Raw genomic sequence first — 23,345 nt, 5'->3', positions numbered from 1 at the left:
ATGCGACCGCTCAGTTCGCTGCCCGGCGTGCCGACCCTGGTCGACGGTGACGTCCTGCTCCGGCCGCCCAGTGCCGAGCAGGACGCCGACACCGTGCTGGCCGGCACCCGGGACCCGATCGTGCGCGAGTTTCTGCAGGGCGTCGTCCCGCACCGGGACCGGTCGGCCGCCGCCGAGTGGCTCGACCGGGTCCCGCCGCGGCTGTGGGCCGAGGACCGGGCCGCCTACTTCGTGGTGGCCCTCGGCGCGGGGCCGGCGGTGGGGTGGGCCGAACTCGTCGACTTCCGGGCCGGGACGCAGAGTGCCGAGGTCGTCGTGTGGCTGCTGCCGGAAGCCCGCAGCCTGCGCACGGCGACCAGGGCGCTGCGCCTGATCTGCCGGTTCGGCTTCGAGCAGCTGGGTCTGGCACGGATCGACGCCTATGCGGCGGCCGACAACATGCCGAGCCAGGTGATGGGCGCCTGGATCGGCTTCCGTCGCGCGGGCTACCGGCCGGCGCTGTTCCGCAGCTCGAGCAGCCACCGCCTGCACGACGCGGTGCACGCCACGCTGGTCCCCGAGGACCTGAGCTGAACCGGGTGGCAGTGGACCGGTGTTGGGGGCGCGGGGCCTCCCCTGGTGTTTCAGCGGTGTTGCAGCGGTTCTGCAGCAGCCGTACAGAAAATTCTCAGAGCGCTGAGGGGTGGCCAGGAGAGCCGACGGACCGTCAGACTTGACGCAATCGCGTCAATGATGATCATCGGCGCGCGGTCGGTCCGGCCGGTCCTCGGCATGCCGCGGCCCTCCCGCCGCGGTCGGGCGGCGGGGTCCTGGGCAGCGGACTCCGCGCGCCACGCGGCGGCCTGTCCCCACGTCACCCAAGGAGCCCCTTCGATGGCAGCCACTCCCCGCCCGCTGACCGAGCAGGCGACGCCCCACGTGTTAGGGCTGTTCCGGATCGTCACCGCCCTGCTCTTCGCCTGCCACGGCGCCTCCTCGATATTCGGCATCCTCGGCGCCCACGGCGGCCACAGCCTGCCGGTCGGGCAGTGGCCCGGCTGGTGGGCCGCGCTCATCCAACTGGTGGGCGGCGCCCTGGTCCTGCTGGGCCTGGGCACCCGGCCGGCCGCGCTGCTCTGCTCCGGCTCGATGGCCTACGCGTACTTCACGGTCCATCAGGAGCACGCGCTGTGGCCGATCCAGAACGGCGGCGAGCTCTCGGTGCTGTTCTGCTGGATCTTCCTGACCGTCGCCACGGTCGGCCCCGGCAGCTTCGCGATCGACTCGCTGGTGCGCCGCGCCGCCGCCGGTGACCGGGTCGCGCCCCAGGCCCGGCCGACCGCGAAGTCGCCCGCGAAGTCGGCTGCGTAGTACGCACGTCGGGCCGGCACGTCAGGCCCGCACGTCAGGCCCGCACGGCGCGTCGGGCCCGGACAGCCCGCTGCCGCGGAGCGCCAGGCAGGGCGCTTCGCGGCAGCGGTTTCAACTGGGTCGACGGTCAGTCGGCCGGCCGGACTCAGCCGGTGAAGGCCGCCAGGCCGTTCGGGGTGCCGAGGCCGGTGGGGCCGTCGTAACCGGCGCCCGCGGTGCACAGGTACGAGCCGCCGCAGTCACCGTTGGTGCCGCTGGTGACGTCGTTCAGCGCCGAGGTGTTGGCGTAGGCGTCGGCCGCCGGGACCGCCGCGCTCGGGTTGCCGGCCAGCGCGTACACCGAGGCGATGATCGGCGAGGAAGCGCTGGTGCCGCCGTAGACGTTCCAGCCGGTGGCGCCGTAGGTGTCGTAGACCGCGACACCGGTGGCCGGGTCGGCGACCGCGGAGACGTCGGCGACGGTGCGGTTGGCGCAGTCGCTGTCGGTCTGCCAGCTCGGCTTGGCCTCGTACGCGGAGCAGCCGGAGCCGGTGCCCTCGCCGCCGGCGCTGGTGCCCCAGACCGACTCGCTCCAGCCGCGGGAGCTCGAGTCCGCGGTCAGCGAGGTGCCGCCCACCGCGGTGACGTACGGGGAGGCGGCCGGGTACTCGACGCCGTAGCCGCTGTCACCGGCGGAGGCGGTGATGGCGACACCCGGGTGGTTGTAGTACTGGTCGGCCGAGGACGCCTCGTCCGAGGTCTCCGAACCGCCGTAGCTGTTGGAGACGAACTTGGCGCCCATGGAGACCGCCTGGTTCACCGCGGTGCCCAGGTCCTGGGTGCTGGCCGAGGCGGCCTCCACCAGCAGGATGTTGCAGTTCGGGCAGGTGGCGCTGACCATGTCCAGGTCCAGCGAGATCTCGCCGGCCCAGCCCTGGTCCGGCGACGGGTAGTTGGTGCCGCCGTTCTCGTCGACCTTGGTGAAGCAGCCGCCGGCCGAGGTGCAGGCGGGCAGGCCGAACTGGCTGCGGTAGGCGGCCAGGTCGGACTCGGCGTTCGGGTCGTCCTGGGCGTCGACGATCGCGACCGTCTCGCCCGCGCCGTTGGAGGCGGCGGCCGAGGTGAGGTTGTACGCGCTCTGGATGTCGGTGGGGCCGAAGCCGGAGACCGAGCCGTCGGCCTTGGCGGACCGGGCGTTGGCGTGCAGGCCCTTGGCGTGCGCCTTGACGGTGCCGCCGGTGACGCGCAGCGCGTTACAGGCCAGGAAACCGGGCAGCGGGTCGGCACAGGACCGCGCGAAGCTCACCCCTTGGGGAGCGGTGCTCGCCGGTGCGGCCGACGCGGGTATCGCGGCGAAACCGGAGACGGCGAGGCCGGCGGCGGCGGTGACCGCGAGGACGGCGCGCCGGACGGCGGGCGTGACGGAGGTACGCAAGGTAACGTGCTCCTCTGTTCTGGTGAACCGGAATGTGGGGGTCGGCCCTGGGCGTGGGGTGCCGAGAGCTCCGGCCGCACGCGAACACTGACGGTGGTTCATCCCGCCGTGACGCGCCTTGGTTGCGGCTGGGGATGACCTTAGATTTGCATGAACTCGTCAGACAACGGGTGCGGCAGGGTCGGCACACGATCCCCTCGCCAGGCCCGCCGTCTCCATCATCTCCGCGCAGTCGTCACCATCGCTTGGGCTGACGATGGGCTGTGCCGCGAAACATGCCTGACGGGAGGTCAGTCCCCTGGCCTGACGGACTTTTGGTGGTCGGCCGGGCCGCATCCACGCGCTGACCCCGCTCTCATCCGGGCACCTGCCCCGGCCTTTCAGCCGACTCCCAGGGGGGCCGTCACTCTCGGTACGCCCCGGTGCCGCCTCGGCAGGCCGGTGACAGCGCCGGTTCAGTCCAGCGGCCGGCCCAGCACCAGGAGCAGGAAGACCGGCGTCCGGTACACGGCGTCGAAGGCCGCGCCGTACGCCTCGCGGTGCGCGGGGTCGGGACGCGGCTCGATCAGGTCGAGCAGCACCAGGCCCGCCTGTCGCGCGCTGTCCAGCGAGGCGCTCAGCGGGCGGCGGAAGAAGTGGACGGCGAGCGGCGGGCCCTCCTCGGTGGGCCACTCGTCGTGCACCTCCTCCACGGCGTGGTAGTCGCCGCTGGGCGACAGGCGCTGCTCGGCCATCGGGTGGCCGGTGGAGACCAGCACGACCCCGCCCGGCGCCAGCACCCGGCGCAGCTCGGTCAACGCCGGTACCCAGTCCCGCAGATAGTGCAGGCAGAGCGAGACCACCACCACGTCGAAGGAGGCGTCCCTCGCGAAGTCGAGCGGCTCGCGCAGGTCGTGGACGACCAGGCGTGCCGCGCCGCCGACCCGCTGCCGGGCGAGGTCGACCATGGCGGCACTGGCGTCGAAGCCGACCACCGAGGCGCCCCGCGCCAGCAGCAGTTCGGTCAACCGGCCGCCCGCGCAGCCCACTTCGAGGACTCTGCGGCCGGCCAGCGGCGGACAGGCGGCCAGCATGGCCGGCCGCTCCAGCAACGTGTTGTACGGGCTGACCGCACTGTGCCGGTCATAGCGCCGCGCTATCGCGTCGTACTGCGCCCGCTGCGCCGTCTCCTCGGATGTCATACCGTCAGGACCTCCTGATCAAGGGATTCGACCTTGCCCCACGCTAACCGGCTCGGGCTTCCTTGATCAGGAGGTTCCGACGACTTTTCGATGCACAGAACCGGGCGGGGCCCGGTCAGTGCCGGTGGTGGTTGTCCGGCTGAGCCGGGTCGCCCGGGTGCTCCAGCCCCGGGACCAGAGTGAGGCGTTCGGCGCGGGCCCGGTCGAGCCAGCGGACGAAGGCGATCCGCCGCGCGCAGTCGCGCAGTTGCTCGGCCGCCTGGTCACTCGCCCGGTCGGCCGCCCGGGCGCTCGCCCCAGCGGCCGCCTGCTCCGTCGCCTGCTCGGCCGTCCGGCCGGTCAGGGCCGCCGTCCAGGCTCCCACGGTGACCGTCTCCCCCGCCGGGGCGCTGCGCAGGGCGGCGACCAGGCCGACCGGCAGGCTCGCCGGGTCGGCCTCGAAGTCGCCATCAGGGGTGGCGAGTTGCCAGCGCTCGGCGACCGGGGCGCGGCTGCCCGCGACAACGGCGCGGTAGGCGGCGACCTCGGCCGGCGTGGCGTCGACGTCGGCGGTCACGGCGGCGAAGACCGCGCGGACGGCGGCGCTGCCCTCGTAGGCCGCCGCCGCGATCGAGCCCAGCTCGACCGCGGCCCGCTGGTCCAGGCGCACCGGCTCGGTGGCGGAGCAGTCCAGGCCGCGCGCGAGGGCCTCGGCCCGGCAGAGCTGCTCGGTGAGCACCACCTGGGCCACCCAGCGGGTCAGTTGCCGGTCCTCGGCGCTGCCGGGTGCGGGCAGCGCCGAAGCACGCGGGCCCTCGCGCAACGCGGAAAGCCGGCGGTCGAGTTCGGTGCGCGGCAGCGGACGTCCGTCCAACAGGCCGATCAGGTCGACCGGTTCGGCCAGCACCGGCACGGCCGTCACGGCGCCACCACCAGGGCGACGGTGGGCGCGTACTGGCAGCGGCCGAACCACATCACCTTGGTGACCGCCCAGTAGGAGCCCGGGTCCATGTCCAGCGGCGGCGCGACCTCGAAGCCGAAGGTCTGCCGCTCCCCCGGTGCCAGGCTGAAGCCGGCCACCGGCGCGCCGAGCGCCGTCCAGGTGCCCCACGGCGAGACGGTCTGCAGCTCGCCGCGGATCTCACCCCGGGTGCGGTTGGTGAGGACCACCTCCAGCCAGCCCCGCCCGCCGGGCGCCACCCGCAGCTCGGTGGCGGCGGACTCCACCAGCAGCCCGGTGTCGCGCCCGATCTCCGAACCGGTGCCCTGCGCCTTGCCCCAGTCGTCCAGCGGCTCGCCGGGCGCCGGCAGCAGCTCGGGCAGGTCGCCGACCGCGACGGTGGCCACGTCCTCGATCCGCTGGCCCGCGTGCTCGGTGCGCACCGCGACGAAGTACAGGCCGGCCGGCGTGCCGGCGGGCGGGGTCACGGTGACCGGGAAGCGCAGGTGCCCGGCGGCGTCCAGGCGGTAGGGGCGGCGGCGCAGGTCGACCTGCCAGCCGTCCGGCGCGATCACCTCCGCGGTGCCCTCCACCGCCGCGTCCCGCAGGTGCGAGGCGAGCACCACGGAGAGCTCCAGCGCCTCGCCCGCGGCCTCGCCGCAGGTCAGCAGGCCGGGGCTGACGCCCACCGAGACCGGCAGGTAGCCCATCGGGGCCGGGCCGCGGTTGTGCAGCCAGTAGCGGGCGTGCACGGGCTGGGCGATCTCACCGACCGGGCCGAGCGGTTCACCGCAGGCCGCGCCACCCGCCGGGCCACCCGCCGCACCGCCCACCGGGCCGAGCGGGCGGGCGGTGAGGGTGGCGACCTGCGCCCCGGTCAGCTCCAGCTCGCCCGTCACCGGTGCCTGCGGGCGCTCCAGCAGGTCCGCCCGGTGCAGGCCGTCGAACTCCAGCGCGCCGCTGAGGCGCGCGGTGCGGCCCAGGCCGGTGGACTCGACCAGCCGCAGGGTGATCCCGGCGGCCGGGTCGAGCACGGCGGCCGACCCGGCGGCGATCGGGTCGCCGGTGGGCTTGAGGGTGCTCAGCCGCACCTCGCGGGCCGGCTCGACCCGCAGCCAGGACCGGGTCGCGGGCAGCGCCCCGTCCTTGGCCGGCACCACCCGGGCGAGCAGGTCGTGGTTGAACTCCTGGCCCTGCGCGGGCAGCGTCAGCTCCCGCCAGTCGCCCGCGCCGGAGACCAGCGAATAGCTGAAGTCATGCGTCCAGTGCTGGAGTTGGAAGGAGGAGCCGTCCGGCACGGTGCGCCGCGGCGGGTCGATCCAGACCCCGGAGGGCCAGCCGGTGCAGGAGCGCAGCAGCGACAGGTGCAGCGCGCCGGTGGGGTCGACCGCGAAGCCGGGCAGGCCGTAGGTGAGCAGTGCCGCCGTGTGGTCGGTGAGCTGCTCGGTGGCGGGCAGCTCACCGGGGCAGACCGCCTCGATCCGGGCGTCGGCCAGGTCGGCGGCCAGCGGCCCGGGGTCGAGGACCACCAGGGCGGGCAGCGCGCGCAGGTCGCGCAGGTCGGCGCCCGGCTGCCAGACCTCGGTCAGCGGCTTGTCGGCGGGCACCCAGACCCGGCCGTGCTCGGCCAGCACGGCCGCGTGGTCGGCGCCGGCCCGCTCCAGCAACTCGGCCGCGGCGGCGTTGGTCTCGGGGCCGCCGAGGACGATCCGGAAGTCCGGCAGGTTGGAGTCGACGTCCAGCCAGCCGTACCTGGACCAGTCGGCGCTCGCGGTGGTCGCGGTGACCCCGGCCGCGGCGAGCGCGACCACCAGGTCGCGGGCGTCGGCGGCGGCCGCCAGCTCGGGGACGATCACCTCCGCGACGCCCAGCGCGCGCTCGCCCAGCGCTTCGCCGCCCGGGCCGGTGAGCCTGACGCGGGCGGTGGCGCTGAGGCCGAACCAGGTGTTGGCCGGGTTGTCGAGCGTCCAGGGCGCCTCGGCCACGTCCACGTCGGGCAGCGCGAAGCCACGTCCGACCACGGCGTCGGCCACCTCGCTGACCGGCAGGGTGCCCGGCAGGTCGAGCGGGAAGCGCAGTCGCAGCAGGCGGTCGGCGCTGGTGTGGTCGATCACCCGGGTGCGGCAGTCGACCCGCGGCACGCCCTGCCACAGCGTGACGGTCTGCTCGTAGGCCAGGCCGTCGACGGTGCCGGTGACCACCAGCCGCTCGCCGAGCGGGCCGGTCTCGCGCCGCACCTCGGCAGCGCCGGCCCGCGAGCCCACCACCGGACCCTTGGGGACCAGGTGCCAGGGGCCCTCGCCGAAGTCCGGGTGCTGCGGGTACTCCTCGTACATCCGCAGTTCGTTGCCGATCTGCTCGGGGCTGATCAACTCCCGCCCGTGCACCTTGTCGTGGACGCTGCTCAGCCCGCCGCCGCGCTCGGGGTCGGCGGTGACCCGGTAGCGCGCGTTCTCGACGGTCAGGCCGTCGGCGGCCTGCCACAGGGCGTCCGACGGTCCGTCGACCAGGCGCCAGGTGCGCCAGCCGAGCGCGGGCACCAGGCCGGCGTGGAAGTACAGGGTGCCCCGGTCGACGGCGCAGGCCACCGGCGCGCCGCTGTCGTCCAGCACCCGCACCTGGGTCAGGCCCGCGGGCAGCTGAACCGCGACGGTGCCCGAGCGGTCGAAGGAGAGCGTGTTGGTGACCACCACGGCGTGCCGGCCCTCGCCGGCGGTGTCGATCCGGGCGACCAGCGCGTCGAGCGCGGTGTCCCGCACCTGGGCGGCCAGGTCGTGCGCCTCGCGCCAGCCGCCGAGCAGGTCGAGGTAGACCTGGTCGGACTCCGAGCCGGTGATCGCGTCGTGGTGCGCGCCGTAGGCCAGGTGGCGCCAGACCTTGTCGAGCGCGGCCTGCGGGTAGCCGCCCAGCCCCTGCAGCGCCGCCAGGGTGGCGAGCTTCTCGGCGTCCAACGCCGCCACCTCACCGGCCCGCTGGGCCTGCTTGGTGTCGATGTAGGAGACGTCCTTGCCGGTGTAGACCGGGTTCATGTCGCGGGTCTGCGGGCTGGGCCGGCGCCCGGTCGCGGCGAGCTCCTCGCGCACCGCGGTGAGGAAGTCGCGCGGGGTCGCGCAGACGAACCGCGGCCAGAGGTACTTCTGGGCCCAGGAGCGGTGGATCTCGGTGACCCACTTGTTCGGCGGGGTGTAGTCGGTGCCGACCGGCAGCAGCAGGTTCTTCGTCGCCCCGACCGGCTTGAGCTTGCGGTACAGCTCGTAGACGGCCGCCTCGGCGGTGGCCAGGTCGGCGGAGGAGTCCATCCACCAGCCGGCCGAGTAGTGGTTGGGCATGTAGTGGGTGAGCACGCCGCGCCCCGAGGGCGAGAGCCACTCGAACTCGCTGGGGAACTGCATCACGGTGGCGTCGTCCTTGGCCACCTGGAAGTTCTTCTGGATCGGGCCCCACTGGTGGAAGGGACCGCGGGCCCAGGCGCTGCCGGTCAGGCCCGCGTCGGCCAGGTAGCCGGGGAACTGCGGATCGTGGCCGAAGACGTCCAGCTGCCAGGCGGTCTGCGGGTCGCCGCCCAGGATCTCGCGCTGGTAGCCGATGCCGTAGACCAGGTTGCGGATGGTGGTCTCGGCACCGGTCAGATTGGTGTTGGGCTCGTTGTAGGTGCCGCCGACCAGCTCCACCTGGCCGCGCTCCAGCAGCCGGCGCAGATCGGCGCGGCGCTCCGGGTGCTGGTCGAAGTAGGGCTTGAGGTAGTCGACTTCGGCGAGCACGAACTTGTAGACCGGGTCCCGCAGCGCCAGCTCCAGGTGGGCGTCCACCAGGGCGAAGCCGTTGCGCTCCCACAGCGGGCGGGTGGTGGCGTCGCCGGAGAGCAGCTCCCACGGGGAGGTGTAGGCGGCCTGGGTGTTCCACCACACCGGGTCGTAGTGGAAGTGCGAGACCAGGTACATGGTCCAGCCCGGCTCGGCGACCGTGACCACGGCCTCGGCGCTCGCCTCCCCCGCCGTGACGGTGACCGGGAGTTCGGCGCCCGGGGCGGCGTCCGCGGGCAGGTCGAGCGGGATCTCGACCGTGCCCGTGCCGGTCGCTGCGCCCCGCACACCCGGTCCGTGGACCGCGATCGGGGTGGGCGGGCCTTCGATGGTCACCCGCAGCACCTGGTGGGGTGCCTGTGCGGTGCCGACGAACAGGTCGGTGCATTCGACGGCGGTGATGGCGACCGGCACGGGTCGATCCTCTCTGCTGAACAGTCAGACGGTGGAACGGCTATGCGGTGTGACTACCAAGCGAGTTGGGCGGCCTTCAGCCCATCGCGCGCTTGGCCGCGGCGTACCAGGAGGCCGGGCCGGTGCCGTTGACCGGAACGGCGTTGAAGTACTCCCAGCCCGCCACGCCACCGAAGTTGGCGTACTCACCGACCAGCGAGCCCAGCGTGCCGGCCAGCTGGCCCGGGTCTATGTAGCCCGAGCAGTTGGCGGAGTTGGTCACCGTGCCGGCGACCACCCGGGAGGGGTCGAAGCCGTTCTGGATCACGGCGTCGTAGGCGGAGGTGTCGCCCAGGTCGCCCCAGCCGCAGTAGAACTGGGCGTTGTACCAGGAGATCTTGCTGCCCATGTCCTGGTCGAGCTGGCTGTAGCTGAAGCCGCCGGAGAAGTTCGAGCCGCCGGACAGGTCGCTGGCCACCGGCGCGAGGTTGATGATGAAGCCGCTGCCGAAGTCGGTCCGCAGCTGGTTGATCAGGTGCTCGGTGTCGGCCAGCGAGAAGGTCTCCTCCATGTCGAGGTCGACCCCGTCGAAGTGGTAGGTGCGCAGCGTGTCGCGCAGCTGCGGGTAGTAGGTGTTGAAGTCGTTGTGCAGGTCGGCGTAGCTGCCCTGGGCGGCGCCGCCGAGCATCGCCTCCACGTGCGCGCCGGACTGCTGCAGGGTGGCGAGGTCCTGCCACATCCGGGTGTACTTCGACGAGGACGGCGGGTCGTCGTTGAGCGTGATGCTCTTGCCCGCGTTGAGGTGGAAGGCGGCCACGTCGATGTCGGTGGCGGTGTTCTTCAGCGGCAGCGGCGAGACGTAACTCCCGTTGCTGTACTGGGTCTGGTAGTAGGCGACGACGTGGTGGGCGGGGGTGCCGCGGTGGTGCAGCGCGGTGGCGTTGTGCTGGGTACCGCTGTCGGCGGGCGCGTGGGCACTGGCCTGGCCTGCGGTGAGCGCGAGGGCGCCGACCGCGAGCAGGGCCGTGCAGGCACGAGCGAGGCGACCCGACATGGTTACCTCCCGGTGTGGGGGTGGATGAGGGTGGTCGCGGAGCGTCCGCCGATCGTCGGACGCTCCGCCCCGGGACGCTAAAGCGATTTAGCTCACCCGTCAATGCCATCGACTGTTCTCGACGGCGCCTGCGGTGTCTTCGGCCGGTTTCGCTGCCCTTTCGGCCACCGCCGGCGCCCTCGGCGCACCGCCCGAGCCCTCGGTGCCGCGGCCCGCGCCCTCAGCGCCGCGGCATCGCCGTGCTCTCGCGCACCGTCAGCCGCGGGGTGGGCGTCTTGAGGTCGGCCGCCGACTCCGGGTCGTCGATCACCGCGAGCAGCGTCCTGGCCACCTGCTCGCCGAGCGTGAAGGTGTCCCGGGAGAGCGCCGTCAGCGGCGGGTGCACGATCCTGGCCAGCACCGAGTCGTCGAAGGAGACGACGGAGAGCTCGGCGGGCACCGCCACACCCATCTCGGTGGCCACCCCGAGCCCCGCCACCGCCATCACGTCGCTGTCGTAGATGATCGCCGTCGGCCGCTCCCGGCGGGCCAGCAGGGTCCGGGTGGCGGCGGCCCCCTCGGCGTCGCTGAAGTCGGTGGGCAGCGAGAGCGCCTCGGTCAGGCCCAGCCGCTTGGCCGCGTCGCGCAGCGCGCGGATCCGGCGCTGGGTGTGCTGGAAGGCGGGCAGGCCGGCCAGGTGGGCGATCCTGCGGTGCCCGAGCGCGGCCAGGTACTCCACGATCGAGAGCATCGCCTCCCGGTCGTCGGCCCAGACGCTGGGCAGCCTCCCGTGCTTGCCGGGGCCGCCCAGCACCACGGTGGGCATGCCGAGCTCCTCCAGCACCTCGATCCGCGGGTCGCGCACCTGCAGGTCGACCAGGACGAAGCCGTCCACCCGGTGCTCGGACGCCCAGCGCCGGTACACCTCGATCTCGGCGGCGGTGTCCTCGACCACCAGCAGCTGCAGCGCGGTGGAGTGCACCGAGAGTCCGGCCTGCAGGCCGGAGAGCAGCTGGGCGAAAAACGGTTCGAGCCCCAGCGTGCGCGCCGGGCGCGCCAGCACCAGGCCGACCGCGCCGGCGCGCGCCCCGCCGAGCGCCCTGGCCGCGCTGTGCGGGCGCCACTTCATCTCCTCCGCGACGCGCAGGATCCGGGTGCGGGTCTCCTCGCTCACCCCTGGGCGTCCGTTGAGAGCGAACGACACCGCGCCCTTGGACACCCCCGCCTGTCGGGCGATGTCGGCGATCGTCGGTCTGCCCATCGTGTTCTGTTTCCTCTCTTGACACCTTTGCCGTGCTGGAGCATAGTCCACCATCAACTGGACCGGTTTAGTAAATCGCTTCAGCACCCACTCAGCCCCCGCTTTCCCCCCGCACCCACCCTCGAACCTCCCTCACCTCGTCGGGCAGGACCAGGAGTTATCGATGCGAAGAATCCAGGCCGGCATCACCCTCGCAGCCCTCGCGGCCCTCACCGCAGCCACCCTCACGGGCTGCGGCGTCGGCAGCAGCAGCGACTCGGGCGCCGCCAAGCAGACCGTCGCGGCGGACGCCCCGATCAAGGGCGAGATCACCTTCCAGACCTGGTCGCTGAAGAACGACAAGTTCACTCCCTACTTCAACGGCCTGATCAAGGACTTCGAGAGCCAGCACCCGGGCACCACGATCACCTGGGTCGACCAGCCCGGTGACGGCTACGCCGACAAGGTGACCAGCCAGGTGACCAGCAACAGCCTGCCAGACGTGATCAACCTTCCGCCGGACATCGCGCACTCGGTCGCCAAGGTGGGCGCACTGCTCGACCTCAGCAAGAACGTGCCGACCCTGTCGCAGGACTACGTGCACAGCGGCCTGGCCGCCTACACCTACTCCGACATCGGCCCCGACGGCTTCGGCCTGCCCTGGTACCTGGGCACCGACGTCAGCTACTGGAACAAGGGGATGCTCCAGCGCGACGGCCTGGACCCGAACAACCTGCCGAAGACCTTCGACGAGCTGGTCGCCCAGGCCAAGATCATGCACGACAAGTCGGGTGGCAAGGACTACCTGATGAGCCGCCCGCCCGGCCTGTCGGACATCGTGAACTCCGGCACCCCGCTGATGAGCCCGGACGGCAAGAAGTTCACCTTCAACACCGACGGCGCAGCCGCCATGCTGGACAAGTACACCGCCGCCTACGCGGCCGGCTACCTGCCCTCCAACGTGCTCACCAGCACCTACGAGGGCAACTCCGCGCTGTTCAACAAGCAGCAGGTGGGCTGGACGGTGGCCGGCGGCAACTTCATCACCAGCGTCGGACAGAGCAACCCGAGCCTGGCCCCGCAGATCGTCCCCTCCCCCGCGCTGGACACCGCCCCGCTCTACGTCCAGGGCCTGTCGGTCTCCGCCAAGAGCAAGAACCTGCCGCTCGCGCTGGCCTTCGGCAAGTTCGTCACCGACAACGAGAACCAGGTCGCCTTCGTCAAGCTGGCCCCCGGCTACCTGCCCGGCAGCGCCGCCTCGGCCAACGACCCGGCCTACAGCAAGAGCGACGGCACCCCGCAGGGCGACGCCTCGGTGATCGCCTACCAGGACATGCAGAAGGCGGTGAACTTCACCCCGCCGCAGTGGACCGACGCCATGGACACCTACCTCAACCAGCAGGTCGCCCTGGCGATGACCGGGAAGGAGTCGGCCAAGCAGGCCCTGGACAACGCCGCCAACCGGGCGAACCAGCTGCTCGGTCAGTGAGCCAGTGATCCGCCACGCTTCCTGGAGGACCCGATGAAGGCCCACCGCTGGTACACCCCCTGGCTGTTGATCGCCCCCGCGCTGATCTGGCTCGCCGTCTTCAGCCTCTGGCCGGCGATCAACACCGGTGTGCTCTCGTTCACCAACGTGCACACCCTCAGCGGCGGGCAGTTCATCGGCGTGCACAACTACGCCCTGATGTGGCACGACCCGCTGCTGCGCGACGCGATCCTCAACACGCTGATCTTCATGGCGGTCTGCGTCCCGCTGCTGACCTTCCTGCCGCTGCTGCTGGCCATGCTGGTCCAGCGCACCCTGCCGTTCATGGGCTTCTTCCGGACCGTCTTCTACTTCCCGGTGATCGCCTCCGCCGTGGTGGTGGCGCTGATCTGGCAGTGGCTGCTGGACGACCGGGGCCTGGTCAACGGGCTCGGCAAGCAGATGGGCCTGATCCACTCGACCGTGCCCTTCCTGACCGACCGGTGGCTGCTGCTCTTCAGCGCCATCACGCTCACCGTCTGGAAGGGCCTGGGCTACTACATGGTGCTCTACCTCTCGGCGCTCGGGAACGTGCGCCGAGAGCTGCACGAGGCCGCCGCAGTGGACGGCGCCGGCACGGTGCGCCGCTTCTGGGCGGTGACGGTGCCCGGTGTGCGCGGCACCATGGCGCTGGTCTCGGTGCTGATCGCGGTCAACGCCATGCGCACCTTCTCCGAGCTGTACATCCTCGGCGGACGCACCGGCGGCATCGGCGGCCAGGACGTCTCGCTGGTGATGCTGATCCAGCAGGCCGCCTCGGGCAGCGACGGCCGGCTCGGCTACGCCTCCGCGCTCAGCGTGCTGCTCTTCGTGCTGACCATCGGCCCGCTGCTGCTGCTGGCCCGCTGGAACCGGAGGACCGACTGATGACCGCCCTGTCCGACCGGGTCGACGCCCCGCCCGCCCCCGCACCGGCCCCCGCCGCCAGGCGCGGGCCCGGGCGGCGCCGCTCCCCCGTCTTCGACGCGGTGACCCCGCTGGGCCTGACCGCCCGCTACCTCACCCTGCTGGTGATCCTGGCCGTCACGGTCGGGCCAATGCTCTGGGAGCTCTCCACCTCGCTGAAGAGCGCCTTCGAGGACGTCTACACCGCCACCCCGCAACTGCTGCCGCACCACCCGACCTTCGCCAACTACGGCAAGGTGGCGCGGGCCGTGCCGATCGGGCACTTCGCGCTCAACTCGATCATCGTGGCGGCGCTCTGCGTGGGCGGCAACCTGCTCGGCGCCACCGCCGCCGGCTACGCGCTGGCCCGGCTGAGGTTCCGCGGCCAACGGCTGGTGCTGGGCCTGTTCCTGTCCACCCTGGTGCTGCCCGGCGAGGTGACCATCATCTCGCAGTACCAGACGGTGACCAAGCTCGGCTTCGGCAACTCGCTGATCGGCGTGGCGCTGCCCGCCATGATCGGGGCGCTGAACGTGCTGCTGATGCGCAACGCCTTCCTGGCCCTGCCCGCCGACGTGGAGGAGGCCGCGGTGATCGACGGGGCCACCGTCTGGCAGCGCATCCGCTACATCGCGCTGCCCAGCGTCAAGGGCACGCTGAGCGTGGTCGCCATCCTGACCTTCATCGGCGCCTGGGACGACTTCCTGTGGCCGCTGCTGGTCCTGCAGAGCCCCGACAAGCTCACCCTCACCGTCGGCCTCTCCTACCTGCAGAACGTCTTCTCGGCCGATCCGCGCACCCTGGCGGCCGGCGCGATGATCGCCCTGCTGCCGATCCTGGCGCTCTTCGTGGCACTGCAGCGGTTCTTCTTCCGCGGCGTCGGCGAGGGCGCGGTGAAGGGCTGATGACCAGCCGACACGTACCGGAGAACTGAGACTACTCATGAGTGACGCGATCGACGCGCCGAGGTTCGGCGTCAACTACACCCCGGCCAAGGGATGGTTCCACCACTGGCTCGACTTCGACCTCGACGCGGTGCGCACCGACCTGGACTCGATCGCCGGGCTGGGCCTGGACCACCTGCGGGTCTTCCCGCTCTGGCCGCTCTTCCAGCCCAACCGCACGCTGATCCGCCCGCGCGCCGTCGAGCAGTTGGTCGCGCTGGTGGACGCGGCGGGCGAACGCGGCCTGGACGTCGCGGTGGACGGCCTGCAGGGCCACCTGTCCAGCTTCGACTTCCTGCCCTCGTGGACGGCCACCTGGCACCGGCGCAACATCTTCACCGACCCCGAGGTGGTCGAGGGGCAGGAGGACTACCTGCGCACCCTGGCCGGCGCGCTGGCCGAGCGGCCCAACTTCCTGGGCCTGACGATCGGCAACGAGATCAACCAGTTCTCCGGCGATCCGCACCCCGACCCGGACCGGATCACCCCGGAGCAGGCCGCCGCCTGGCTGCGCCGGGTGCTGGCCGCCTGCGAGCAGGGCGCGCCGGGCCGGCTGCACCTGCACGCGGAGTACGACGCGGCCTGGTACCAGGACGACCACCCGTTCACCCCGGCACAGGCCGCCCGGATCGGCGCCGCCACCGCCGTGCACTCCTGGGTCTTCAACGGCACCGCGCAGCGCTACGGCGCCGACTCCACCGCCTGCGACCAGCACGCCGCGTACATGGTCGAGCTGTCCAAGGCCTGGGCCGAGGACCCGCACCGCCCGGTCTGGCTGCAGGAGGTCGGCGCACCGGCCCCGCACATCGCCCCCGAGGCGGCGGGCCGCTTCACCGCCACCACGGTGGCCGCCGCGCTGGACTGCCCCGACCTGTGGGGCGTCACCTGGTGGTGCTCGCACGACGTGGACCGCTCGCTCGCCGACTTCCCCGAACTCGAGTACAGCCTGGGCCTGCTCACCAACGACCAGCAGGTCAAGCCGGCCGGGCGCGCGCTGGCCGAGGCGGTCGCCGAGGCCCGCGCGAACGGCCGCAGGCCGCTGCCGCGCACCACCGCGCTAGTGCTCGACCTGCCTCTCGACGCGCCCAAGCGCTCCACCTGCGCCCCCGGCGGCGCCTTCTTCGAGGCCTTCATGCGGCTGGCCGCCGACGGCGCGCGGCCCACCGCGCTGCTCGCCGAACACGCCGCCGACCAGGCGCACCTGACGGCCCGCGGCATCACCGAGGTCGTCACGGTCGAGGACGTCGACCGCACCTGACCTACCCTCGAGTCATCCGACCCGGCACACCCCACCCTCGCCCTCTCCTGGAGCCCACATGCACGACGACCGCAGCCTGGTCGAGTCCCGTCTCAAGCGCGTACTCGACGAGCGCATCCGCCCCGCGGTCTATCCGGAGTCCGTCCCGCTGGAGGTCGGCATCTGGACCGCCCCCGACGAGCCGGTCCCGGTCGCCGAGGGCCTGGCCGCCCCCCGCAGGCCGATCGCGGTCGGCGACGCGTGGGGCGCGCCCTGGGGCACCAGCTGGCTGACCGTCTCGGGGACGGTGCCCGAGGCCTGGGCCGGGCGGACCGTGGAGGCCCTGATCGACCTGGGCTTCGACAAGAACATGCCCGGCTTCCAGTGCGAGGGCCTGGTCTACCGCCCCGACGGCACGCCGGTGAAGGGCCTGAACCCGTGCAACCAGTGGGTGCGGGTGGCCGCACCGGCAGCCGGCGGCGAGCAGGTGCTGCTGCACGTGGAGGCTGCCTCCAACCCGGTCATCCTGGACTACCACCCCTTCCTGCCCACCGAGTTGGGCGACAAGGAGACCGCCGGCGACCAGCCGCAGTACACGCTGGCCCGGATGGACCTGGCGGTCTTCGACGAGACCGTCTGGCACCTGGTGGCGGACCTGGAGGTCCTGGGCGAGCTGATGGCCGAGCTGCCGGTGGACGGCCCGCGCCGCTGGGAGATCCTGCGCGCCGTGGAGCGGGCGCTGGACGCCGTCGACCTGCAGGACGTGGGAGCGACGGCCGCCGCCGCCCGCGCCGAGCTGGCCGGGGTGCTGGCCGCCCCCGCCGTGCCGTCCGCGCACAGGCTCAGCGCGGTGGGCCACGCGCACATCGACTCCGCCTGGCTGTGGCCGCTGCGCGAGACGGTCCGCAAGGTGGCCAGGACCACCGCCAACATGACGGCTCTGCTGGAGGACGAGCCGGACTTCGTCTACACCATGTCCCAGGCCCAGCAGTACGCCTGGATCAAGGAGCACCGGCCGGAGGTGTACGACCGGGTCAAGCAGGCGGTGGCCGAGGGCCGCTTCGTGCCGGCCGGCGGGATGTGGGTGGAGTCGGACACCAACATGCCGGGCTCGGAGGCGATGGCCCGTCAGTTCGTGCACGGGAAGCGGTTCTTCCTGGAGGAGTTCGGCGTCGAGAACCAGGAGGCCTGGCTGCCCGACACCTTCGGCTTCACCGGCGGCCTGCCGCAGATCATCAAGGCGGCCGGCTCCAAGTGGCTGCTGACCCAGAAGATCTCCTGGAGCCAGGTCAACAGCTTCCCGCACCACACCTTCTGGTGGGAGGGCATCGACGGGACCCGGATCTTCACCCACTTCCCGCCGATCGACACCTACAACTGCTCCATGAAGGGCAGTGAAATCGCCCACGCGGCAAGGAACTTCAAGGACAAGGGCCGGGCCAGCCACTCGCTGGCGCCCACCGGCTGGGGCGACGGCGGCGGCGGGACCACCCGCGAGATGATCGCCAAGGCGGCCCGGATGCGGAACCTGGAGGGCTCGGCCACCGTCACCTGGGAGAAGCCCGCCGACTTCTTCGCCAAGGCGCAGGCCGAGTACCCCGAACCGCCGGTCTGGGTCGGCGAGCTCTACCTCGAACTGCACCGCGCCACCCTGACCAGCCAGGCGAAGACCAAGCAGGGCAACCGGGCCAGCGAGAACCTGCTGCGCGAGGCCGAGCTGTGGGCGGCCACTGCCGCCGTTCAGGCCGGACTCCCCTACCCCTACCAGGAGTTGGACCGGATCTGGAAGACCGTACTGCTGCACCAGTTCCACGACATCCTGCCCGGCTCCTCGATCGCCTGGGTGCACCGCGAGGCGGAGCGGACGTACGCCGCCGTCGCCGAGGAGCTGACCGGGATCATCGCGGGCGCCCAGCAGGCACTGGCCGGTGACGCCACGTCAGGAACCGAGGTGGTCTTCAACGCGACACCGCACGAGCGGGGCGGGGTACCGGCCGCCGGCGGGCGCCCGACGACCCCGGGCCGGCGCGGCAGTTGCTCGCTCCAGCAGCGCCCCGAGGGCGGCTACCTGCTGGACAACGGCCTGCTGCGGGTCGCGGTGGACGGGCGCGGCCTGGTCGTCTCGGTCTACGACCTGGCCCAGGAGCGCGAGACCATCGCCCCCGGCACCGCCGCCAACCTGCTGCAGATCCACCCGGACTTCCCCAACATGTGGGACGCCTGGGACGTCGACCAGTTCTACCGCAACACCGTCACCGACCTGACCGGCCTGGACGAGCTGACGGTGGCCGCCGAGCAGCCGGAGGCGGTCGCGGTGCGGGTGACCCGCTCCTTCGGCGCCTCGAAGGTGGTGCAGACCCTGACCCTGACGGCCGGCACCAAGCGGCTCGACATGGACACCGAGGTGGACTGGCACGAGACGGAGAAGTTCCTCAAGGCCGCCTTCCCACTGGACCTGCACACCGAGCGCTACGCCTCCGAGACCCAGTTCGGCCACCAGCACCGCGCCACCCACACCAACACCAGCTGGGAGTCGGCCAAGTTCGAGGCCTGCAACCACCGCTTCGTGCACTTCGCCGAGCCCGACTGGGGCGTGGCCCTGGTCACCGCCTCCACCTACGGCCACGACGTGACCCGCACGGTGCGCCCCGAGGACCACGGCACCACCACCACGGTGCGCGTCTCGCTGCTGCGCGCCCCGCGCTTCCCCGACCCGCACACCGACCAGGGCCTGCACCGCTTCCGGCACGCGCTGGTGGCCGGCGCCACGATCGGTGACGCGGTGCGCGAGGGCTACCGGATCAACCTGCCCGAGCGGCGGGTGCCCGGCGACGCCGAGGTCGCCCCACTGGTGCACGTGGACAACGACGCAGTGGTGGTCAGCGCCGTCAAGCTGGCCGACGACGAGAGCGGCGACGTGGTGGTGCGGCTCTACGAGGCGCACGGCGGCCGGGCCAGGGCCACGCTGCACACCTCCTTCGAGCACACCGCGGTGCAGGTCTGCGATCTGCTGGAGCGCCCGCTCGGCACCGAGGCACAGGTGCGCGAGGATGGGATCGCGCTGCACCTGCGCCCGTTCGAGCTGGTCACGCTGCGCCTGACCCGCACCGGGGCCACCGCGTAGCGCCGCGCTCCACCCGTCCCGTCGTCCACCGGCTCCCGCCAGTTCCCGAGGCCCACGATGTCCACCGAAGAGTCCATCGCCCAGCCCGCCGTGCAGCCCGCCGCCCCGCACCCGGCACAGCAACCCACCGGCCTGATCGCCGCCCTCGACATCGGGGGCACCAAGATCGCCGGTGCGCTGGTCGACCAGCAGGGCACCCTGCTGCACCGTGCCCAGCGGCCCACCTACGCCCACGACCCGGGCGAGGCGGTCATGCTGACGGTCCACCGGATCCTCGGCGAGCTGGCCGAGGACCCGCGCTGGTCCGAGGTCCGGGCGGTGGGGATCGGCTGCGCGGGACCGGTGGACATCACCCGCGGCACGGTCAGCCCCGTCAACATCGCCGGCTGGCGCGACTTCCCGCTGGTCGCACGGGTCGCCGCCGACCCCGCGGTGCTGAAGCTGGCCAGGGCGACCGGGCCGGGGACGGAGCAGGGCGTGCCGGTGCGGCTGGCCGGGGACGGCGTCGCGATGGCGGCCGGCGAGCACTGGCGCGGGGCCGCCCGGGACAGCGCCGACGCGCTCTGCCTGGTGGTCTCCACCGGGGTCGGCGCCGGGCTGGTGCTCGACGGCGCCGTGCGGCCCGGCCCCAGCGGCAACGCCGGGCACCTGGGCCACCTGAGCGTGGACCTGAACGGCGAGGTCTGCCCGTGCGGCTCGCGCGGCTGCGTCGAGGTGCTGGCCAGCGGCACCGCCATCGCCCGCCACGCGCTGCGCTCCGGCTGGCGCCCGGCGGCCCGGGACGCCGCCACCGACGCCGCGGCCGTCGCCGAGTCCGCGCGCCAGGGCGACCCGCTCGCGCTGGCCGCCTACGAACGCGCGGGCCAGGCGCTGGCCGCGGGCATCGCTGCCACCGCCACCCTGCTGGACCTGCGGCTGGCCGTCATCGGCGGCGGCGTGGCCGGGGCGGGCGACCTGCTGCTCGCCCCGCTCCGCCGCCACCTGGACACCTACGCCGCCCTCTCCTTCGTCCGCCCCTTCGAGGTGCGGCTCACCGAACTCGGCCCCGACGCAGGCCTGATCGGCGCCGCGGCCCTCACCCTGGTCAGACCGTGAGGCGCGGCCCGGCGAAACCGATTTCCCCTCACCGCCGCCATGCCGTAGAGTCATGTTCACCGACGCGGGGTGGAGCAGCTCGGTAGCTCGCTGGGCTCATAACCCAGAGGTCGCAGGTTCAAATCCTGTCCCCGCTACTCAGTAGCACGCAGTGGCCCGGCACACCCAGTGTGCCGGGCCACTGTGCTTTCCCTTCCCGCGCCACTCCTGCGCCACCGGAGGCAACCGTGACCGACCCCGCCACCGAGATCCCGCTCGACCGGCTGCGCGAGGTGCTCGACCTGCTGGTGCGCCATGTCTCGACCCAGGCGCCCGGTGGCCGACTGGCGCTCCCCGCCGACGCGTTCTGGTCGATCCCGACCGCGTCGCTGACCGACATCTGCGCCGAGCCGCCCGAGCCGACGATCGGCATGGTGTCGGAGTCGTGGCACGGCCTCGAAGCGATGCTCACGGACGAGGGCCGGGTCATCGGCCACGGCTTCGTCTGGCTCGCCGACGTCCTGCGCGCCATCGGCGCCGAGGCCGTCTGACGGCAGGGCTCGACGACGGCCGGGCCGTCGATCCCCGTGCCCGTGGCGGCGGTTCCGATTTCCACATTCCTCTCCGGGGGAGGAACTCGGTTGCTAGCGTGGTGATATGAATTTCCGTCACCTTGGACGCAGTGGCCTGATTGTCAGTCGGCTCGCTTACGGCAACTGGCTGACCCGGAGTTCTTCGAGGAGTGAGGAAACCGAGCTGGCCTGTGTGCGGGCCGCACTCGACGCCGGAATCACCACCTTCGACACCGCCGATGTGTATGCCGGCTCGCAGGCCGAGGAATCCCTCGGCCGGGCGCTGAAGGGCGAGCGCCGGGAGGGCCTGGAGATCCTCACCAAGGTCTTCGCGCCCACCGGTCCCGGGCGCAACGACATGGGCCTTTCCCGCAAGCACATCCGGGAATCCATCGACAACTCGCTGCGCCGCCTGGGCATGGACCACGTGGACGTCTACCAGGCGCACCGGTTCGACCCCTCCACCCCGCTGGAGGAGACCATGGCGGCGCTGGCCGACGTGGTGCACGCGGGCAAGGCGCACTACATCGGGGTCTCCGAGTGGACCGCCGAGCAGATCCGGCGCGGCCATGCCCTCGCGGGTGAGCTGCGGATCCCGTTCGTCTCCAACCAGCCGCAGTACAGCGCCCTGTGGCGGGTGCCCGAGGTCGAGGTGATGCCGCTCTGCGAGGAGCTGGGGATGGGGCAGATCGTCTGGTCACCGCTGGCCCAGGGCGTGCTGACCGGCAAGTACCTGCCGGGCGGGCAGTGGCCCGAGGGCTCCCGGGCCACCGACTCCAACGACGGGTCGGAGGTGCTGGCGCCCTGGCTGACCGACGAGGTCCTGCACCGGGTCCAGCGGCTGCACCCGATCGCCGCCGACCTCGGGCTGACCCTGGCCCAGCTCTCGCTGGCCTGGGTGCTCCAGCACCCCAATGTCTCGGCCGCCGTGATCGGCGCCTCCCGGCCCGAGCAGATCACCGACAACGCCAAGGCGGCCGGCGTCACGCTCGACGCCGAGGTGCTCAGCGCGATCGACGCGGTGCTCGACCCGGTGGTCAGCCGCGACCCGGCCGCGACCACCGACAGCAGCCCCACCGATCCCGCCTGGCGGGTGGGCTGACCAACAGCCGCGAGGGCCTTTCCGGGGAAACCGATCGTTTCCCCGGAAAGGCCCTCGCCTTGTCAGCCCGCCCAGTTCACCGGCAAATGCAGCAGGCTGCGCACCTGCATGCCGTCCTTCCATTCCAGCTCCGCCGCCGGGACCGCGCAGTGCAGTCCGGGCAGCCGGGCGAAGAGCGTTTCGAGTGCCACCTGCAACTCCAGCCGCGCGAGCGGCGCGCCCAGGCAGCGGTGGATTCCGTACCCGAATCCCAGGTGCGGATTGGGCGTGCGACGGACGTCGAACCGGTCCGCATTCTCGAAGACCGACTCGTCGCGGTTGGCCGAGGGAATCGCGGGCAGCACGGACTCCCCGGCCCGCACCAGCGTGCCGCTCAGCTCGACGTCCTCGGTGGCGTAGCGCGCGAAGGTGACGTGGGAGATGAGCGGCACGTAGCGCAGCAGCTCCTCCACCGCGCCCGGCAGCAGCTCCGGCTCCCGCCCGAGCGCCGCCAGCTGCTCGGGATGGCCGAACAGCACGTGCAGCGAGTCGATGAGCTGGGAGGAGACCGTCTCGTGGCCGGCGATCAGCAGCACGCTGGCCAGCTCCACCAGCTCCTTCTCGGAGAGCTTGTCCTCCTCGTCGCTGGCCTTGACCATGGCGCTGATCAGGTCGTCCTGCGGCTCCTCGCGCCGGCGCACCATCAGCTTGCCGATGTAGTCGTACAGCCGCTGGGTGTCCTCCTCGATCTCCTGCTCGGACATCACGGTCGTCGCGGAGAAGGCGTCCAGCCAGCCGCGGAACTGCTCGCGGTCCTCGAACGGCACGCCCAGCAGGTCGCAGACCACGGTGCCGGCGAACGGCACCGCGAAGCCCTCCATCAGGTCGCCCGGCGCGCCCGCGGCCACCAGCTCGTCGATCAGCCGGTGCGCCTCCTGCTCGATCCGCGGGCGCAGCAGCTCGACCCGGCGCATGGTGAACGTCTTGGAGAGCAGGCGGCGCAGCCGGGGGTGGTCGGGCGAGTCCATGCCCAGGATGCTGGTGTTGATCGGCAGCGGGGTCAGCCGCGACTCGTCGTGCTCGGCGGCCAGCGCGCGGCTGAAGCGGGGATCGCCGAGGATCGTCTTCATGTCCGCGTGCGTGGTCACCAGCCAGGCGTCCTCGCCGTAGGGGCAGGAGACCCGCGTCACGGGCTCCTCGGCGCGCAGCTTCTCGTACAGCGGGTCGAGGTCCAGCGCCACAGCCTCGCTGAAGGGGTAGGGACGCGGCGGGCGCTTGCCGGTCGTCGCGTCGTCCAGGTACTCGTTCACCATGTCGCTCATGCGGATCGGGCCTCCGAGAGATCAGTGGGGTGGTCGACAAGGCTCTTGGGCCGCATGTCGGTCCAGTTCTCCTCGACGTACGCCAGGCACTCGTCCCGGGTGACCGGTCCGCACACCGTGGTCCAGCCGGCCGGGACGGCGGTGAAGGCGGGCCACAGCGAGTGCTGGCCCTCGTCGTTGACCAGGACCAGGAAGGTGCCGGCGGTGTCGTCCCAGGGATCGCTCACTGTCTTTCCTCCGTGCAG

The 23,345-nt window shown here is 72.3% G+C and carries 18 protein-coding genes and 1 tRNA gene; 11 read left to right on the top strand and 8 right to left on the bottom strand.

All coding sequences use genetic code 11. From position 1 onward, the window contains the following. Both OG500_RS32585 and OG500_RS32580 read left to right on the top strand, forming a co-directional pair. The gene (locus OG500_RS32585; protein WP_327071774.1) at positions 1-573 is read left to right on the top strand and encodes a GNAT family N-acetyltransferase; all 573 of its coding nucleotides are present in this window, start codon (positions 1-3) and stop codon (positions 571-573) included. Between the two features lie 300 nt (positions 574-873). Continuing rightward, complete coding sequence (locus OG500_RS32580; RefSeq protein WP_329585370.1) at positions 874-1,350, top strand: DoxX family protein; 477 nt, start codon at positions 874-876, stop codon at positions 1,348-1,350. A gap of 145 nt (positions 1,351-1,495) precedes the next feature. On the opposite strand, the gene OG500_RS32575 is transcribed toward OG500_RS32580, so the two are convergent. The 6 genes from OG500_RS32575 to OG500_RS32550 all read right to left on the bottom strand — a co-directional run bounded on the left by OG500_RS32575 (position 1,496) and on the right by OG500_RS32550 (position 11,354). Further along, positions 1,496-2,764: a S53 family peptidase gene (locus OG500_RS32575; protein WP_327070424.1), complete on the bottom strand. Its 1,269-nt coding sequence runs from the start codon at positions 2,762-2,764 to the stop codon at positions 1,496-1,498. A 455-nt stretch (positions 2,765-3,219) separates the two neighbouring features. Next, a complete protein-coding gene (locus OG500_RS32570; RefSeq protein ID WP_329585366.1) occupies positions 3,220-3,945 on the bottom strand; it encodes a class I SAM-dependent methyltransferase in 726 nt (241 codons plus the stop codon). Between the two features lie 115 nt (positions 3,946-4,060). Further along, the gene (locus tag OG500_RS32565) at positions 4,061-4,846 is read right to left on the bottom strand and encodes a DUF7158 domain-containing protein (RefSeq protein ID WP_329585363.1); all 786 of its coding nucleotides are present in this window, start codon (positions 4,844-4,846) and stop codon (positions 4,061-4,063) included. Beyond that, entirely contained in the window at positions 4,843-9,081 is a 4,239-nt protein-coding gene (locus OG500_RS32560; RefSeq protein WP_329585360.1) for an NEW3 domain-containing protein, read from the bottom strand. Before OG500_RS32560 ends, OG500_RS32565 begins: the two co-directional genes overlap by 4 nt. Before the next feature lie 76 nt (positions 9,082-9,157). Beyond that, complete coding sequence (locus OG500_RS32555) at positions 9,158-10,114, bottom strand: glycosyl hydrolase family 18 protein (RefSeq protein ID WP_327070420.1); 957 nt, start codon at positions 10,112-10,114, stop codon at positions 9,158-9,160. 220 nt (positions 10,115-10,334) lie between these two features. After that, complete coding sequence (locus OG500_RS32550) at positions 10,335-11,354, bottom strand: LacI family DNA-binding transcriptional regulator (protein WP_327070419.1); 1,020 nt, start codon at positions 11,352-11,354, stop codon at positions 10,335-10,337. Positions 11,355-11,517: 163 nt separating this feature from the next. On the opposite strand from OG500_RS32550, the gene OG500_RS32545 reads away from it, so the two are divergent. The 9 genes from OG500_RS32545 (at position 11,518) to OG500_RS32505 (ending at position 21,799) form a co-directional block, all read left to right on the top strand. Beyond that, positions 11,518-12,822, top strand: coding sequence for an ABC transporter substrate-binding protein (locus tag OG500_RS32545; RefSeq protein ID WP_329585355.1), 1,305 nt, complete (start codon positions 11,518-11,520; stop codon positions 12,820-12,822). Between the two features lie 33 nt (positions 12,823-12,855). Further along, a complete protein-coding gene (locus tag OG500_RS32540) occupies positions 12,856-13,728 on the top strand; it encodes a carbohydrate ABC transporter permease (RefSeq protein ID WP_184933890.1) in 873 nt (290 codons plus the stop codon). Next, entirely contained in the window at positions 13,728-14,651 is a 924-nt protein-coding gene (locus OG500_RS32535) for a carbohydrate ABC transporter permease (RefSeq protein WP_327070417.1), read from the top strand. The genes OG500_RS32540 and OG500_RS32535 overlap by 1 nt, the downstream gene beginning before the upstream one ends. 37 nt (positions 14,652-14,688) lie before the next feature. Beyond that, entirely contained in the window at positions 14,689-15,948 is a 1,260-nt protein-coding gene (locus OG500_RS32530; RefSeq protein WP_327070416.1) for a glycoside hydrolase 5 family protein, read from the top strand. 58 nt (positions 15,949-16,006) lie between these two features. Beyond that, entirely contained in the window at positions 16,007-19,051 is a 3,045-nt protein-coding gene (locus OG500_RS32525) for an alpha-mannosidase (RefSeq protein WP_329585348.1), read from the top strand. Positions 19,052-19,108: 57 nt separating this feature from the next. Next, the gene (locus OG500_RS32520) at positions 19,109-20,146 is read left to right on the top strand and encodes an ROK family protein (RefSeq protein WP_327070414.1); all 1,038 of its coding nucleotides are present in this window, start codon (positions 19,109-19,111) and stop codon (positions 20,144-20,146) included. Between the two features lie 63 nt (positions 20,147-20,209). Further along, positions 20,210-20,283 (top strand) — tRNA-Met (locus OG500_RS32515). Positions 20,284-20,373: 90 nt separating this feature from the next. Then, positions 20,374-20,676, top strand: a complete 303-nt coding sequence (locus OG500_RS32510) for a hypothetical protein (RefSeq protein WP_329585344.1) — start codon at positions 20,374-20,376, stop codon at positions 20,674-20,676. Between the two features lie 106 nt (positions 20,677-20,782). Continuing rightward, a complete protein-coding gene (locus OG500_RS32505) occupies positions 20,783-21,799 on the top strand; it encodes an aldo/keto reductase family protein (protein WP_329585341.1) in 1,017 nt (338 codons plus the stop codon). 62 nt (positions 21,800-21,861) lie between these two features. On the opposite strand, the gene OG500_RS32500 is transcribed toward OG500_RS32505, so the two are convergent. Both OG500_RS32500 and OG500_RS32495 read right to left on the bottom strand, forming a co-directional pair. After that, positions 21,862-23,100 carry a cytochrome P450 gene (locus OG500_RS32500; protein ID WP_327070411.1) on the bottom strand — a complete coding sequence of 413 codons (1,239 nt, stop codon included), beginning with the start codon at positions 23,098-23,100 and terminating at the stop codon, positions 21,862-21,864. Then, the gene (locus OG500_RS32495) at positions 23,097-23,327 is read right to left on the bottom strand and encodes an MbtH family protein (RefSeq protein WP_327070410.1); all 231 of its coding nucleotides are present in this window, start codon (positions 23,325-23,327) and stop codon (positions 23,097-23,099) included. Before OG500_RS32495 ends, OG500_RS32500 begins: the two co-directional genes overlap by 4 nt. Positions 23,328-23,345 lie beyond the last annotated feature (18 nt).

It is taken from the genome of Kitasatospora sp. NBC_01250 (genome assembly GCF_036226465.1).
GTDB lineage: Bacteria > Actinomycetota > Actinomycetes > Streptomycetales > Streptomycetaceae > Kitasatospora.
Note: the sequence above shows the minus strand (reverse complement) of the source record. Positions and strands in the feature narration are given on the sequence as shown.

What these genes read in the sequence shown, in the direction of transcription:
- OG500_RS32585 (WP_327071774.1), top strand. Translation starts at nt 1, where the DNA reads ATGCGACCGCTCAGTTCGCTGCCCGGCGTGCCGACCCTGGTCGACGGT.
- OG500_RS32580 (WP_329585370.1), top strand. Translation starts at nt 874, where the DNA reads ATGGCAGCCACTCCCCGCCCGCTGACCGAGCAGGCGACGCCCCACGTG.
- OG500_RS32570 (WP_329585366.1), bottom strand. Translation starts at nt 3,945, where the DNA reads ATGACATCCGAGGAGACGGCGCAGCGGGCGCAGTACGACGCGATAGCG.
- OG500_RS32555 (WP_327070420.1), bottom strand. Translation starts at nt 10,114, where the DNA reads ATGTCGGGTCGCCTCGCTCGTGCCTGCACGGCCCTGCTCGCGGTCGGC.
- OG500_RS32550 (WP_327070419.1), bottom strand. Translation starts at nt 11,354, where the DNA reads ATGGGCAGACCGACGATCGCCGACATCGCCCGACAGGCGGGGGTGTCC.
- OG500_RS32545 (WP_329585355.1), top strand. Translation starts at nt 11,518, where the DNA reads ATGCGAAGAATCCAGGCCGGCATCACCCTCGCAGCCCTCGCGGCCCTC.
- OG500_RS32540 (WP_184933890.1), top strand. Translation starts at nt 12,856, where the DNA reads ATGAAGGCCCACCGCTGGTACACCCCCTGGCTGTTGATCGCCCCCGCG.
- OG500_RS32535 (WP_327070417.1), top strand. Translation starts at nt 13,728, where the DNA reads ATGACCGCCCTGTCCGACCGGGTCGACGCCCCGCCCGCCCCCGCACCG.
- OG500_RS32530 (WP_327070416.1), top strand. Translation starts at nt 14,689, where the DNA reads ATGAGTGACGCGATCGACGCGCCGAGGTTCGGCGTCAACTACACCCCG.
- OG500_RS32525 (WP_329585348.1), top strand. Translation starts at nt 16,007, where the DNA reads ATGCACGACGACCGCAGCCTGGTCGAGTCCCGTCTCAAGCGCGTACTC.
- OG500_RS32520 (WP_327070414.1), top strand. Translation starts at nt 19,109, where the DNA reads ATGTCCACCGAAGAGTCCATCGCCCAGCCCGCCGTGCAGCCCGCCGCC.
- OG500_RS32505 (WP_329585341.1), top strand. Translation starts at nt 20,783, where the DNA reads ATGAATTTCCGTCACCTTGGACGCAGTGGCCTGATTGTCAGTCGGCTC.
- OG500_RS32500 (WP_327070411.1), bottom strand. Translation starts at nt 23,100, where the DNA reads ATGAGCGACATGGTGAACGAGTACCTGGACGACGCGACGACCGGCAAG.